We start from the raw sequence: 13,953 nt of genomic DNA, 5'->3' as shown, positions 1-13,953 counted from the left end.
GAATCTGGGCGGACGCGGATATTAGGCGAAGCCGGCTCAGCTCGCCAGCGCCGGCATGCGCTGCAGCGCCGCCAGCAGCCCGGCGATGCGGTCCGGCATCTCGCGGCGGTCGACGATCATGTCGACAGCGCCCTTCTCCAGCAGGAACTCGGCGCGCTGGAAACCTTCCGGCAGCTTCTCGCGCACCGTCTGCTCGATCACGCGCGGGCCGGCGAAGCCGATCAGTGCGCCCGGCTCGGCGATCACCACGTCGCCCATGAAGGCAAAGCTGGCGGACACACCGCCCATGGTCGGATCGGTCAGCACGGAAATGAAAGGCAGGCGGTTCTGCGACAGCTGGGTCAGCGCAGCCGTGGTCTTGGCCATCTGCATCAGCGAGAACAGGCCTTCCTGCATCCGTGCGCCGCCGCTGGCGGCGATGCAGATGAAGGGCAGGCGCTGTTCGACCGCCAGACGCACGCCACGGACGAAGCGCTCGCCAACGACCGAACCCATCGATCCGCCGAGGAATTCGAACTCGAAACACGCCACGACCACCGGCACCGTCTTGATGGCGCCCTGCATGACGACCAGCGCGTCACCTTCGCCGGTGTCGTCGGCCGCGGCGTTCAGGCGGTCCGCGTAGCGCTTGCTGTCGCGGAACTTGAGCGGATCGACCGGCATCACCTCGTTGCCGATCTCGAACCGTCCCTCACGATCGAGCAGGCCGTCGAGACGTGCCCGCGCGCGCATGCGCGAGTGGTGGTTGCACTTCGGGCAGACGTTCTGGTTGGCCGCCAGGTCGGCGGTGTAGAGCACGGCCTCACAGGCGGGGCATTTCGACCACAGGCCCTCCGGCACCGACTTGCGACCGGCGGCCTCACTGCGGTTGATCTTCGGGGGGAGAAGTTTCTGCAACCAGCTCATGCCGTGACCTCCTGGCTGTCCATCGCCTGACGGATGCTGCCGACCAGCGCCTTGACGCGCGGCAGCACCTGGTCTGCCGGGCTGCCTTCGATTTCCTCGATGATGCGGCTGCCGATGACGACACCGTCCGCCACCGCGGACAGGGCCTTCGCCGACGCACCGTCACGGATGCCGAAGCCGACGCCGACCGGCATGCCGACCGACTTGCGGATGGCCGGGATGCGCTTGGCCACCTCGCTCACGTCGATATGTCCGGCGCCGGTCACGCCCTTCAGCGATACGTAATAGATATAGCCGCTGCCGATCTCGCCCACCGCCTGGATGCGCTTCTCGGTCGAGGTCGGCGCAACCAGGAAGATCACGTCCAGACCCAGCGCACGTATCTTGGCAGCAAAGTCGTGCGACTCCTCAGGCGGATAGTCGACCACCAGCACGCCGTCCGCACCCGCTTTCGCGGCTGCCTCGGCAAACGCATCCACACCCATCGCCTCGATCGGGTTCGCATAACCCATCAGCACCACCGGCGTGCTCGCATTGGTCGTACGGAACTCGGCCACCGCGGCGATCACGTTGCGCAGCGACACCTTCTTCAGCAGCGCGCGCTCGGACGAGCGCTGGATGGTCGGGCCGTCGGCCATCGGGTCGGAGAACGGAACGCCGAGCTCGATGATGTCGGCGCCGGCTTCGACCAGCGTGTGCATCAGCGGCACGGTCAGCGAAGGATCGGGATCACCCGCGGTGATGAAGGGAATCAGCGCCTTGCGGCCGGCCGATTCGAGTGCGGACAGGGTGGAAGCGATTCGGGACATGTATTGAAACCGCCGGCCGGACCGCTTGCGCGCCCCGACCGGCAACAGGTTGATCGGGAGCGCGTCAGAACTTGATGCCGGATTTCTCGGCCACGGTGTGCATGTCCTTGTCGCCACGACCGGACAGGTTCACCAGGAGGGCGGCGTCCTTCGGCATCGTGGCAGCAAGCTTCATCGCGTAGGCGATCGCGTGCGACGACTCCAGCGCCGGAATGATGCCTTCGGTGCGGCACATGCGGTGGAAGGCTTCGAGCGCCTCGTCGTCGTTGATCGTCACGTACTCGGCACGGCCGGTGTCCTTCAGCCATGCGTGCTCGGGGCCCACACCGGGGTAATCCAGACCGGCCGACACCGAGTGCGTTTCGATGATCTGGCCGTTCTCGTCCTGCAGCAGATAGGTGCGGTTGCCGTGCAGCACGCCCGGACGACCTGCGGTGAGCGAGGCCGAGTGCTGGCCGCTGGCCAGACCGTGGCCGCCCGCCTCCACGCCGATCAGGCGCACGTCCGGGTAGGGAATGTAGGGGTAGAAGATGCCCATCGCGTTGGAGCCACCGCCGACGCAGGCGATCACGGCGTCCGGCTGGCGCTGGATCATTTCCGGCATCTGCCACAGGCACTCTTCGCCGATGATCTTCTGGAAGTCGCGCACCATCATCGGGTAGGGATGCGGGCCGGCGACCGTGCCGATGATGTAGAAGGTGTTGGCGACGTTGGTGACCCAGTCGCGCATCGCCTCGTTCAGCGCGTCCTTCAGCGTCTTGGAGCCGCATTCGACCGGCACCACGGTGGCACCCAGCAGCTTCATGCGGTAGACGTTGGCGGCCTGACGCTTCACGTCCTCGCTGCCCATGTAGACCACGCACTCCATGCCCAGGCGGGCAGCGATGGTCGCGGTGGCGACGCCGTGCTGACCGGCACCGGTCTCGGCGATCACACGCGGCTTGCCCATGTGCTTGGCCACCATGGCCTGGCCGATCACGTTGTTGATCTTGTGCGCGCCGGTGTGATTCAGGTCTTCGCGCTTGAGGTAGATCTGCGCGCCGCCGCAGTGATCGGACAGGCGGCGGGCGTGGTAGACCGGGCTCGGGCGGCCGACGTAGTGCTTCAGCTCGTATTCGTACTCGGCGCGGAAGGCCGGATCGTCCTTGAGCTTGTCGTACTCGACACGCAGTTCGTCGAGCGCGGCAATCAGGGTTTCGGCGACGAACACGCCACCGTAAGGACCGAAATGACCCAGAGCGTCCGGATAGTTGTAGGCCGAGGCAGATACCTCAGCCGGCAGATCTTGCTTCCCCATGCTCCACTCCTGATATGAACGCCGCCACTCTGGCCACGTCCTTGATGCCTTTGGCCGATTCCACGCCACTGCTCACATCGACCGCCGACGGTCGGATGTTGCGGACCGCCTCGGCCACGTTGTCCGGATCGAGACCGCCGGACAGGATGAGGGGCATCGGCAGCGACGGCGGGATAAGGCTCCAGTCGAAGCGCTTTCCCGAACCACCCCATGCGTCCGACCAGGCGTCGAGCAACAACGCCCGCGCGCCGCGGAAACGATCTGCGCATTCTAGCAAATCCGTTTCCGGCCTCACCCGGACCGCTTTGATCCAGGGCAGGCCGAAGCGTTCGCAGTATTCGGCACTTTCGTCACCGTGAAACTGCAGCAGATCGAGTGCGGCCTCGCGTGCCGCCTGCTCGACCGTGGCCGCGTCCTCATTGACGAACAGGCCCACGCGGGTGACGAAGGGCGGTACACGGCGCGCCAGTTCGGCCGCCCGCGCCACCGTCACCGCGCGCGGGCTCGGCGGGTAGAGCACGAAGCCGACGGCGTCCACGCCCAGCGCGAGCGCGCCGTCCAGATCGGCTTCACGGGTGAAACCGCACACCTTGATGCGAGTCCTGCGCACGTTGATTTCCCGTTTATTCAGTCAGACGGGCCGACCGGCGGCAGGCGGAAGAGGCCCTCTGCCGGCAGACCCCAGTGCGCATCGTAGCCGACACCGACGAGATAGAGGCCGGCGGCGGCAAAGGTTGGCGCGGCCAGCCGGCGGTCGCGCTGTGCCAGCAGCGAGGCCATCCACTCCGGTTCGCGCCGGGCGCAGCCGATCTCGACCAGCGCACCGACGATGTTGCGCACCATGTGATGGAGGAAGGCATTGGCGCTCAGATCGAAAGTGATCCAGTCACCGCGGCGCCGGACATCGAGTGCAGTCATCGTGCGCACCGGGCTCTTCGCCTGGCATTCGGACGAGCGGAAAGCGGAAAAGTCGTGCTCGCCAAGCAGCGCGGCAGCGGCCTCAGCCATGCGCGCGGCGTCCAGCGGGCGGTGGAACCAGCCGGCCAGCGAGGCGGCGATCGCCGGCCGCACCGGGTTGTTGTAGAGGCAGTAGCGGTAGCTGCGTGCGCGCGCCGAAAAGCGCGCGTTGAAATCGTCGGCCACCGGCTGCGCCCAGCGCACCGCGACGCCCTTCGGCAGCAGCGCGTTGCAACCGCGAACCCACGCCGTGTCCGGCCGCTCGACGGCGGCATCGAAATGCACGACCTGGGCCGTCGCGTGGACGCCGGTATCGGTGCGACCGGAGGCCTGCACGCGCACCGGGTGGGCGGCGATGGCACCGAGTGCCGCTTCCAGCGCGTCCTGCACGGTCGGCCCGACCGGCTGCGACTGCCAGCCGCGAAAGCCGGCGCCGTCGTACTCGACCCCGAGTGCAATCCTCATCGGCTCACCCCAGCTTCACCCAGGTGACGCATATGGCGAGCGCCAGCGCAATCGCCAGCACGTCGGCAGCACGCAGCGGCGCACAGGGCTCGACCGGCAGCGGCGCCCGTTCGGCCTCCGGCGGACGCAGCCAGCTGCGCCACGCGCCGCGCGCCGGCGGCTGTTCCAGGTCGCGCAGCACCAGTTGCAGGCGCAGCGCAAAGGTATCCGGCCCCGGGCGTTCGGACGACAGCGGATGCAGCAGCCGGTGCATCGCACCGGCCAGTTGCGGCAGCGTCATGCGGTCGAGCAGCACGGCCACGCAGGCGGCCATCGCCGCGAGATGCAGCGCGGCATGCGCAGCGGCGCGAAGACCTTCGATGGTCGGCCCGGCGGTGACGTCGTCGATCAGCAGACGCCCGGGCGTGCCGAGCGAAAAGGTGACGGCAATGGCGAGGAACAGCCAGCGCAGGCGACGAAGCAAGTGCAGCGCACGGCGCGGCGCGAGCAGGCTCGCCGCCAGCAGGCTGCACGCCACCCAGATCCCGTGACGGGACGATGCGGCGCCTTGCCCGGCCAGCAGCCACACCAGCCAGATGGCGAGCAGCGTGGCACCGTGCAGCGACAGGAATTTCGCCGCCGGAACGCGCAGCGGCATCGGGGGCCTTTGCATGGACACCGTCGATGAAGAGAGGGCGCCGAGCATACCGCGCCCGGCGGCGGCTGCGCATCAGCGTCAGCGGCGCCGCACGTGCATCAAACGAAAAAGCCGGCACGAGGCCGGCTTTCCGCGACGAAAGGCCGGCGGAACGCAGCGCGTTCCGGCCCGACGATCCGGATCAGGCGAGGCGGCCGAGCATGTCGTTGGCCTGCGCCTGCTGTTCCGCCGTGCCTTCGCGCACGACCTCCTGCAGCAACTCGCGCGCGCCTTCCTTGTCACCCATCTCTTCGTAGGCGCGCGCCAGTTCGAGCTTGGTTTCGGCTTCCTCGGCCGCGGTCTGCGGCGGCTCCTCGCCGCCCAGCATGTCTTCCGGATTGATCACCGTCGACACCGCCGACGGCGGCAGCTCGTCGGCCGGCGGCGCCGCTTCGGCCAGGGCCTTGCCGACGTCGCCCACCACGTCGGTCGCGAGCGTGGACGGGTCGGAGCCGAGGTCGAGATTGATGTCCGACAGGTCGATCACCGGCTCGGCAGACTGAGCCGGAAGCGGCGCGTCGGCCGCGTCGAAGTTGAAATCGATCAGGTTGCCGATGTCGGTGCGTTCGAGATCGACCACCGCTGCAGCGTCCTCACCCCCCTCTGCCGTCGGTTCGCTCGGCAGGGACAGATCGAGATCGAAGGCGGGTGCGTCCTGCTGGGCCAGCGTCTCTGCGGTGTCGGCGACGTTCTTCTCCAGCACCAGCGTGCTCACGTCCTCGCCTTCCGGCTTGTCCGCAGTGAAGTCGAGGCCGAGATCGAAGTCCAGCGACGATTCGCCTTCGGATTCCTCGCCCGGCTTGGTCAGCGTGGTCGCCACCCCGACGGTCGGCGACTGCGGTGCGGCCTCCGCCGGCGGCACGTCGAGATCGAAGTCGAGACCGGCATCGGCCGGCGATGCCGGCACATCGACATCGAGATCGGTCAGCACTGGCGGCGCATCCAGCGCCACGGTTGCCTGATTGTCGTCCGGTGCATCGCCCGAAACCAGCTGGCCGATGTCGCCCGGCAGCGTCCAGGTATCGCGCATCTTGTCGGCACCGGCGACCACCACCGTTGCGGCCATCGCCGCCTGTGCGTCGCTGTCCGGCTCGGCTTCCGGCGAACCACCATAGAGTGGATTCGTCGGATCGACCGCACGACCCATCTGCGCGGCCTTTTCCCAGTCGGCGCCCTTGCCGCCGGTCTGCGCGTACAGCTCGGTGGCCAGCGTTTCGAACTGCTTCACCGACTTGCGCTGCGCGTAGATCTCGAGCAGCTTCAGATGAATGGCGTGCCGGCTGGGCTCGCTCTTCAATGCTTCGAGCAGAATTTCCTCGGCCTGGGCGTCGCGGCCATAGGCCATGTAAACGTCCGCCTCGGCAACCGGATCAACACCCTCGTCGGCATCGATCGACGACAGCGAGGACTGGCTGAAGTCGGTCTGGATCGAACTGGCACTGGTATCGACGCTCTGGCCACCGCCGGTCGCACCGATGATGGAGGTCGACACCGGCACTGCTTCCATGCCGGCCGTGGTCGACGGCGGCGCCACATCCGGCGCCGGCGCCTTCGCCTTGTACTTGCGGTAGCCGAGGTAGCCAAGCAGCAGTACGAGGATGCCACCCAGGCCGGCGAGCGTACCCGGATCGGATAGCAGCCCGGGCTCCTCGATCGCTGCTTCGGGTTCTTCGTCGGTCGCCGCCGGCGGTGCGGCCGGCGCTTCCTCCGGCGCCTCGGCAGCGGGGGCCGGGGTCGGAGCAGGCTCGACCTTTGGCGCCTCGGCGGCGGGCTTCTCGTCCGCCAGCGCGATCAGGTCGGGAACCGGCTTGTCTTCCGCCTTCTCTGCGGGCGCTTCCGACTTCTTGCTGTCGGCGCCGGCAATCAGGTCGGGCACCGGCTTCTCTTCCGCCTTGGGTGCCGGCGCAGGTGCGGGCGCCGGCGCAGGTGCGGGAGCGGCTGCAGGCGGCGTGGCCGCCTTCTGCTGCGCTTCGGCCATCGGCGTGCTCTTGAGCTCGACCAGCTTCTGCAGTTCGCGAACGTTGCGCTCGAGGTCGGCCAGACGACTGTTGGCGTCCTTCAGCGCACGATCCTTGGCGACCACTTCCTCTTCGAGCGCGCTGATCTTGCCGGACTCGGCAGCGGACTTCGACACCCTCACCTGATCGGAGGCGGCAGCGGCGGCCGGCGCCTTGTCTTCGACACGCGCCTCGATCTTGCCGCCGGAACTGCGGCCACCGGCATCGGCGGCCGACGACGGGGTCGCGACGCTGCCCGCCAGGCGGGCGCGGTAGGCGGCGAAATCGGCGGTCTGGGCGGCGACGATGCTGCGCGCCTCCTGCGGCGACACGGCTTCGGCGGCCGACTGATCGGGAATGCTGAGGATGCGGCCCGCGCGCAGACGGTTCATGTTGCCGCCGTCGAACGCGTCCGGATTGGCGCGCACCAGCGCAACCAGCATCTGGTCGAGACTGACGCCGGACGGCGCGTTCTCAGTGGCGATACGGCGCAGCGTGTCGCCGCGGCGCACTTCATACGTGCCGTCCGCCGCCGGTGCGCGGGTCGGTGCAGCGGCCGGCGCAGCAGCAACGGCCCTCGAAGCGCTGCTGCCCGGTACGGCCACCGGTTCGACCGGCGCCGGGCGCGGCATGTCGGCTGGATCAAGCAGGAAGGTGTATTCGCGGACAAGTCGACCGGACGCCCAGTTCAACTCGATCAGCATGTCGAGATAGGGCTCGTTGACCACGCGGTCGCTGGTCACCACCAGCACCGGGCGGCCGCCGCGCTTGTCGACGGCGATCCTGACACCGGTGAGGCTGGACGCGAACTCGACGCCTGCCTGCTTGAAGGCGCTCGGCGAGGCGAGTTTGGCGGACATCGAGGAAAGTTCGTCTGCGTTGGCGGCGAGTTCGACTTCGGCGCGCAGCGGCTGGCCGATTGCAGACTGGACGGTGAGTTTGCCGAGACCGGCTGCCCCGACGGACAGCGGCAACGCCGACAGCAGCGCGGTCAGCAGGCGGATCGAATGTTTTTTATCGCTATGACGCACCGCGTTTTCCTCGCGCGCTAAAACCCAAATCTCAAAATAACATCATGGTCTTAGCCCTGCAAGCTAAACAGTCGCTTTATGTTGCGAAACTGTCTGTTACGACACGCTGCTTGCGGTGAAGCAGCGTGTCGGGTGCTACGTCAGGCTTCGACCAGGATACGCAGCATGCGGCGCAGCGGTTCCGCCGCCCCCCACAGCAGCTGGTCGCCGCAGGTGAAGGCACCGAGATAGTCCGGCCCCATGTTGAGCTTGCGTACGCGACCGACCGGAATGGTCAGCGAACCGCTGACCGCTGCCGGCGTCAGGTCGCGCATGCTGTCCTCGCGATGGTTGGGCACGAACTTCACCCAGGCGTTGGCTTCGCGGATCATGCTTTCGATCTCGTCCAACGGCACATCGCGCTTCAACTTGATGGTCAGCGCCTGCGAATGGCAGCGCATCGCGCCAACCCGGACACAGATGCCGTCAATCGGCGTGAGATCGGCACCGCTGCGGCCAAGGATCTTGTTGGTTTCGGCCTGACCCTTCCATTCTTCCTTGCTCTGCCCGCCGTCCAGCTCCTTGTCGATATAAGGGATCAGCGAGCCGGCCAGCGGCACCCCGAACTGGGCCTTCGGGAAATCGGCACTGCGCAGGCTGTCGGTGACTGCGCGGTCGATGTCGAGGATGGCCGACGCGTTGTCCTTCAGCATCGGTGCGGCCACGCTGTGCAGCGTGCCCATCTGGCTCAGCAGTTCGCGCATGTTCTGCGCACCGGCGCCCGACGCCGCCTGATAGGTCATGGCGCTCATCCACTCGACCAGACCGGCCGAGAACAGCGCGCCGACGCCCATCAGCATCAGACTGACGGTGCAGTTGCCGCCGATGTAGTCCTTCACGCCACGCGCCAGACCGTCCTTGATCACGCCCATGTTGACCGGGTCGAGAATGATGATGGCGTCGTCCTTCATGCGCAGCGCGGAGGCGGCGTCGATCCAGTAGCCCTTCCAGCCGGCGGCACGCAGCTTCGGATACACCTCGTTGGTGTAGTCGCCGCCCTGGCAGGTGATGATGGCGTCCATCTTCGCCAGCTGGGCGACGTCGGTCGCGTCCAGCAGCGGCGCACTGCCCTGCCCCACGTCCGGGCCGGCGGCGCCGACGCTGGACGTCGTGAAGAACACCGGTTCGACCAGTGCGAAATCGTTTTCCTCGCGCATGCGCTGCATGAGCACCGAGCCCACCATGCCGCGCCAACCCACCATACCGAGCTTCAACATGTCCGTTTCCTTGTCCGTCTGTTACAGGGCCGCGAGTACCGCGTCGCCCATCTGCTTCGTTCCGACCCGGGTCGTGCCCGGCTCGAAGATGTCGCCGGTGCGGTAGCCCTGGGCCAGCACCTTGCGTACCGCGTTCTCGATGCGCACGGCCGACGCTTCGTCGCCGAAGCTGTAGCGCAGCATCATCGCCGCCGACAGGATGGTGGCCAGCGGATTGGCCACCCCCTGGCCGGCAATGTCCGGCGCCGAGCCGTGGCTGGGCTCGTACAGACCCTTGTTGTTGGCGTCCAGCGAGGCCGACGGCAGCATGCCGATCGAACCGGTGAGCATCGATGCCTCGTCGGACAGGATGTCGCCGAACATGTTGCCGGTCACCACCACGTCGAACTGCTTGGGCGCCTTGACCAGCTGCATCGCCGCGTTGTCGACCAGCATGTGGCTCAGTTCGACGTCCGGGTAGTCCTTGGCCATGTCCGAAATGACCTCGCGCCACAGCTGGGTGCACTCCAGCACGTTCATCTTGTCGACCGAGCACAGACGCTTCGAACGCTTGCGCGCCGCCTCGAAGGCGACCCGGCCGATGCGGCGGATCTCTTCTTCAGCGTAGATCATGGTGTTCCAGCCCACGCGCTGTTCGCCCCACGGCGTGTCGCGCAGCTCGATGCCGCGCGGCTGGCCGAAGTAGATGTCGCCGGTCAGTTCGCGCACGATCAGGATGTCCAGGCCGGACACGATTTCCGGCTTCAGCGACGATGCGTTGGCCAGTTCCGGATACAGGATGGCCGGACGCAGATTGGCGAACACACCCAGTTCGGCGCGGATGCGCAGCAGGCCACGCTCGGGGCGCTGTTCGCGCGGAAGCGTGTCCCACTTCGGGCCGCCGACGGCGCCGAGCAGGATGGCATCGGCTTCGCGCGCCAGCTTCGAGGTCGCTTCCGGATAGGGGTCGCCGGTCGCGTCCACCGCGCCACCGCCAAGCAGCGCGTGCTCGAACTCGACCTTCAGGCCGTCACTGCGCAGCGCCTCCAGCACACGCAGCGCTTCGGCGGTGATTTCGGGACCGATGCCGTCGCCGGCGAGAACACAGACTTTCACGGATTGCTCCAGTAGGGGTCAGGCAAACAGCCAGGGCTGCTCGATGCGGCGACGCGCTTCGAACTCGCGGATCTTGTCGGCCTGACGCAGGGTCAGGCCGATGTCGTCGAAACCGTTGATCAGGCAGTACTTGCGGAAGGCATCGACGTCGAACTTGATGGCGTGGCCATCCGGGCGCACCACCACCTGCTTCTCCAGGTCGATGTGCAGGCGGTAGCCCGGCGTGCCAGCGCACTGCAGGAACAGCTGTTCGACTTCCTTCTCCGGTAGGCGGATGGGCAGCAGGCCGTTCTTGAAGCAGTTGCTGTAGAAGATGTCGGCAAAGGTGGTGCCGATGATGGCGCGAAAGCCGTAGTCCTCGATCGCCCACGGCGCGTGCTCGCGCGACGAGCCGCAGCCGAAGTTCTCGCGCACCAGCAGCACGCTGGCGCCCTGGAAGCGCGGCTGGTTCAGCACGAAGTCGGGATTCAGCGGACGCTTCGAGTGGTCCTGACCCGGCTGGCCGACGTCGAGGTAGCGCCATTCGTCGAACAGCGTCGGGCCGAAGCCCGAACGCTTGATCGACTTCAGGTACTGCTTCGGAATGATGGCGTCGGTATCGACGTTGGCGCGGTCCAGCGGCGCGACCAGGCCGTCAAGGGTGGTGAATGCTTTCATGACTGTCCTTGTTTCGCCGCTTACTTCGCGGACTTCTCGATGGCCTCGCCACCCTTCTTGATGTCCTTGCCGATGCCTTCGACGGTGTTGCAGCCGGCCAGCATCAGGGTCATCGCGCTCAGGATCACGGCAATCAGCTTCATGTTCTGCTTTTCCTCGATCAGACAGTCATTCAGACAATTTCACGGACATCGGCGAAACGACCGGCGATCGCCGCCGCAGCAGCCATCTGCGGACTGACCAGATGGGTGCGCCCGCCGGCGCCCTGGCGACCTTCGAAATTGCGGTTCGAGGTCGACGCGCAACGCTCGCCCGGCTCCAGCCGGTCGGCATTCATCGCCAGGCACATCGAACAGCCCGGCTCGCGCCATTCGAAACCGGCCGCCTTGAACACCTTGTCCAGACCTTCCGCCTCGGCTTGCGCCTTGACCAGACCGGAACCCGGCACCACCAGCGCCAGCTTCACGTTGTCGGCGACGCGGCGCCCCTCGACCACGCGGGCCGCGGCGCGCAGGTCCTCGATGCGCGAATTGGTACAGGAGCCGATGAACACCTTGTCGATGCGGATCTGGTCGATCGGCGTACGCGGCGTGAGACCCATGTACTGCAGCGCGCGGGCCACGCCCTCGCGCTTGACCGGGTCGGCGAAATCTTCCGGCGCCGGCACCTGGCCGCGCACGTCGGTCACCATCTCCGGCGATGTGCCCCAGGTCACCTGCGGCAGGATCTTTCGGGCGTCGATGTCGACCACGCGGTCGAACTGCGCGCCCTCGTCAGATTTCAGCGTGCGCCAGTACTCGACGGCACGGTCCCACTGCTCTGCGCGTGGCGAGAACGGCCGGCCACGCAGGTATTCGATGGTGGTGTCGTCGACCGCCACCATGCCGGCGCGGGCACCGCCCTCGATCGCCATATTGCACAGCGTCATGCGGCCTTCCATCGACAGGCCGCGGATGGCCGAACCACCGAACTCGATCGCGTAGCCGGTGCCACCGGCCGTGCCGATGACGCCGATGAAGTAGAGCGCGATGTCCTTGGCGCTGACGCCCTTGCCCAATTCGCCTTCGACGCGGATGAGCATGGACTTCGACTTCTTCTGCAGCAGGCACTGCGTCGCCATGACGTGCTCGACTTCCGACGTGCCGATGCCGTGTGCCAGGCAGCCAAAGGCGCCGTGGGTCGAGGTATGCGAATCGCCGCAGACCACGGTCATGCCGGGCAGCGTGGCGCCGTTCTCAGGGCCGATCACATGCACGATGCCTTGGCGCTTGTCGCGGAAGGGAAAATAGGCCAAGGCGCCGAAGGCGCGGATATTGTCGTCCAGCGTCTCGACCTGGGCACGCGAGGTCGGATCGGCGATGCCCTGCTCCGAGCGGTCGGTCGGCACATTGTGGTCGGCGGTGGCGACGATGGAGTCCACGCGCCAGGGCTTGCGATTGGCCAGTCGCAGACCTTCGAAGGCCTGCGGGCTGGTGACTTCATGCACCAGGTGACGGTCGATGTAGAGCAGTGCGGTACCGTCATCCTCGGTATGCACCACGTGACTGGACCACAGCTTGTCGTAAAGCGTTTGCGCCATTGCAACGATTCCGGCTGATCAGCGAAACCGGGGATTATAACCTTGCGGCGCAGCATCCAGCCGGCAGCGATCAGCCGCTCCTGACCACTTCACCCGGTGGCCACATGCGCGCCAGCAGCAGACATCCGGCCAGCGCGAACACCGAACTGAGCACGAAGGCCCAGCCGCCGCCGAGCGGCGCCCACATCCAGCCGCTGATCAGCCCGCCGACCATGCCGCCGGCGCCGAAGGACACGCTGCCGTAGAGCGCCTGCGCCCGGCCCTGCTGGCGGGCGTCGAACCACTGGTTCAGCGCAGCCACCGAACTGGCGTGAAAGGCGCCGAAGGTCAGACCGTGGAGCAGTTGGGCCGCCAGCAGCCAGGGAAGAGAATCGACCAGCCAACCTATCACCGCGAAGCGCAGGACCGCCGCAGCCAGCGCCGCCAGGAGCATGGCGCGCAACGTGAAGCGGCGCATCAGCGAGGGCATCCACAGGAAAACGGCGATCTCGGCCAGTACGCCCAGCGTCCACAGGGCGCCGATCAGACTCTTGCTGTAGCCATGCTCATCCAGGTGGATCGAGTAGAAGACGTACAGCGCACCATGCGCACAGCTCATGAAGAAGGCGGCGCCGAACAGGCCCGCCACCGGGCGGCGACGCAGGATGTCGCGCAGGCCCTCGGTGGCGCGCGGACGGTCGGCGTGTTCCGGCGCCTCAGGCAGGCTGAAGGCGAACAGGCAGATGCCGCCCAGTATCAGGCTGCAGGCCCACAGCACGGCACGCAGCCCGGTGCGGTCCAGCATTTCGCCCAGCGCAAGCACGGTGATGACGAAGCCGATCGAGCCCCATACCCGGATGGCGCCGTAGCGGGCCACCTTCGATTTGAGGTGCTCCAGCGTCAGCGCCTCGACCAGCGGCAGCGACGCGCTCCAGAAGAAGGACATCAGCGCCATCGCGATGAACACACCGATGAACTGCTCGGTGCTGAAGAAGATGAGGAAACCTGCCAGGCTGGCCGCGCCTGCACCGCGGATGATGGGTGTACGCGCGCCGATGCGGTCCGCCAGCCAGCCCCACATGCCGGGCGCGACGATGCGCATCACCTGCATCAGCGACATGACAATGGCAATGTCGGCAGCCGAGAAGCCGATCGAGGACAGGTAGAGCCCGAAGTACGGGGAGAACGCGCCGACGAACGCGAAATAGAAGAGGTAGTAGGCGGACAGTCGCCAGTAGGGGAGCGGCAT

General features: G+C 66.9%; 13 protein-coding genes. All 13 read right to left on the bottom strand.

Going from position 1 to position 13,953, the window contains the following annotated elements; all coding sequences use genetic code 11:
- Nucleotides 1-36 precede the first annotated feature (36 nt).
- On the bottom strand, nucleotides 37-906 hold the full coding sequence (gene accD, locus WDZ97_RS00875) for an acetyl-CoA carboxylase, carboxyltransferase subunit beta (protein WP_019917332.1): 870 nt from the start codon (nucleotides 904-906) through the stop codon (nucleotides 37-39).
- On the bottom strand, nucleotides 903-1,715 hold the full coding sequence (gene trpA / locus WDZ97_RS00870; protein WP_425761503.1) for a tryptophan synthase subunit alpha: 813 nt from the start codon (nucleotides 1,713-1,715) through the stop codon (nucleotides 903-905). Before trpA ends, accD begins: the two co-directional genes overlap by 4 nt.
- A 64-nt stretch (nucleotides 1,716-1,779) precedes the next feature.
- Complete coding sequence (gene trpB, locus WDZ97_RS00865; protein WP_020165432.1) at nucleotides 1,780-3,012, bottom strand: tryptophan synthase subunit beta; 1,233 nt, start codon at nucleotides 3,010-3,012, stop codon at nucleotides 1,780-1,782.
- Complete coding sequence (locus tag WDZ97_RS00860; protein WP_425762241.1) at nucleotides 2,987-3,601, bottom strand: phosphoribosylanthranilate isomerase; 615 nt, start codon at nucleotides 3,599-3,601, stop codon at nucleotides 2,987-2,989. Before WDZ97_RS00860 ends, trpB begins: the two co-directional genes overlap by 26 nt.
- 38 nt (nucleotides 3,602-3,639) lie before the next feature.
- On the bottom strand, nucleotides 3,640-4,434 hold the full coding sequence (gene truA, locus WDZ97_RS00855) for a tRNA pseudouridine(38-40) synthase TruA (protein ID WP_425761502.1): 795 nt from the start codon (nucleotides 4,432-4,434) through the stop codon (nucleotides 3,640-3,642).
- Nucleotides 4,435-4,438: 4 nt separating this feature from the next.
- Complete coding sequence (locus WDZ97_RS00850) at nucleotides 4,439-5,071, bottom strand: hypothetical protein (protein WP_425761501.1); 633 nt, start codon at nucleotides 5,069-5,071, stop codon at nucleotides 4,439-4,441.
- Nucleotides 5,072-5,252: 181 nt separating this feature from the next.
- A complete protein-coding gene (locus tag WDZ97_RS00845; RefSeq protein ID WP_425761500.1) occupies nucleotides 5,253-8,138 on the bottom strand; it encodes a FimV/HubP family polar landmark protein in 2,886 nt (961 codons plus the stop codon).
- Between the two features lie 140 nt (nucleotides 8,139-8,278).
- Nucleotides 8,279-9,394 carry an aspartate-semialdehyde dehydrogenase gene (gene asd / locus WDZ97_RS00840; RefSeq protein WP_304002169.1) on the bottom strand — a complete coding sequence of 372 codons (1,116 nt, stop codon included), beginning with the start codon at nucleotides 9,392-9,394 and terminating at the stop codon, nucleotides 8,279-8,281.
- Between the two features lie 21 nt (nucleotides 9,395-9,415).
- Nucleotides 9,416-10,489, bottom strand: coding sequence for a 3-isopropylmalate dehydrogenase (gene leuB, locus WDZ97_RS00835; RefSeq protein ID WP_425761499.1), 1,074 nt, complete (start codon nucleotides 10,487-10,489; stop codon nucleotides 9,416-9,418).
- Between the two features lie 18 nt (nucleotides 10,490-10,507).
- Nucleotides 10,508-11,146 (bottom strand): 3-isopropylmalate dehydratase small subunit, encoded by a 639-nt coding sequence (leuD, locus tag WDZ97_RS00830; RefSeq protein ID WP_304002166.1) that lies wholly within the window; start codon nucleotides 11,144-11,146, stop codon nucleotides 10,508-10,510.
- 20 nt (nucleotides 11,147-11,166) lie between these two features.
- The gene (locus tag WDZ97_RS00825) at nucleotides 11,167-11,289 is read right to left on the bottom strand and encodes an entericidin A/B family lipoprotein (protein ID WP_019917319.1); all 123 of its coding nucleotides are present in this window, start codon (nucleotides 11,287-11,289) and stop codon (nucleotides 11,167-11,169) included.
- Between the two features lie 29 nt (nucleotides 11,290-11,318).
- Nucleotides 11,319-12,725 (bottom strand): 3-isopropylmalate dehydratase large subunit, encoded by a 1,407-nt coding sequence (leuC, locus tag WDZ97_RS00820; RefSeq protein WP_304002163.1) that lies wholly within the window; start codon nucleotides 12,723-12,725, stop codon nucleotides 11,319-11,321.
- A 70-nt stretch (nucleotides 12,726-12,795) separates the two neighbouring features.
- Nucleotides 12,796-13,953, bottom strand: coding sequence for an MFS transporter (locus tag WDZ97_RS00815; RefSeq protein WP_425762240.1), 1,158 nt, complete (start codon nucleotides 13,951-13,953; stop codon nucleotides 12,796-12,798).

This window comes from Methyloversatilis sp. MC4-4 (genome assembly GCF_049843555.1).
GTDB classification, from domain to species: Bacteria; Pseudomonadota; Gammaproteobacteria; order Burkholderiales; family Rhodocyclaceae; genus Methyloversatilis; species Methyloversatilis discipulorum_B.
The sequence above is the reverse complement of the archived record's forward strand: the minus strand, read 5'-3'. Positions and strand labels throughout refer to the sequence as shown.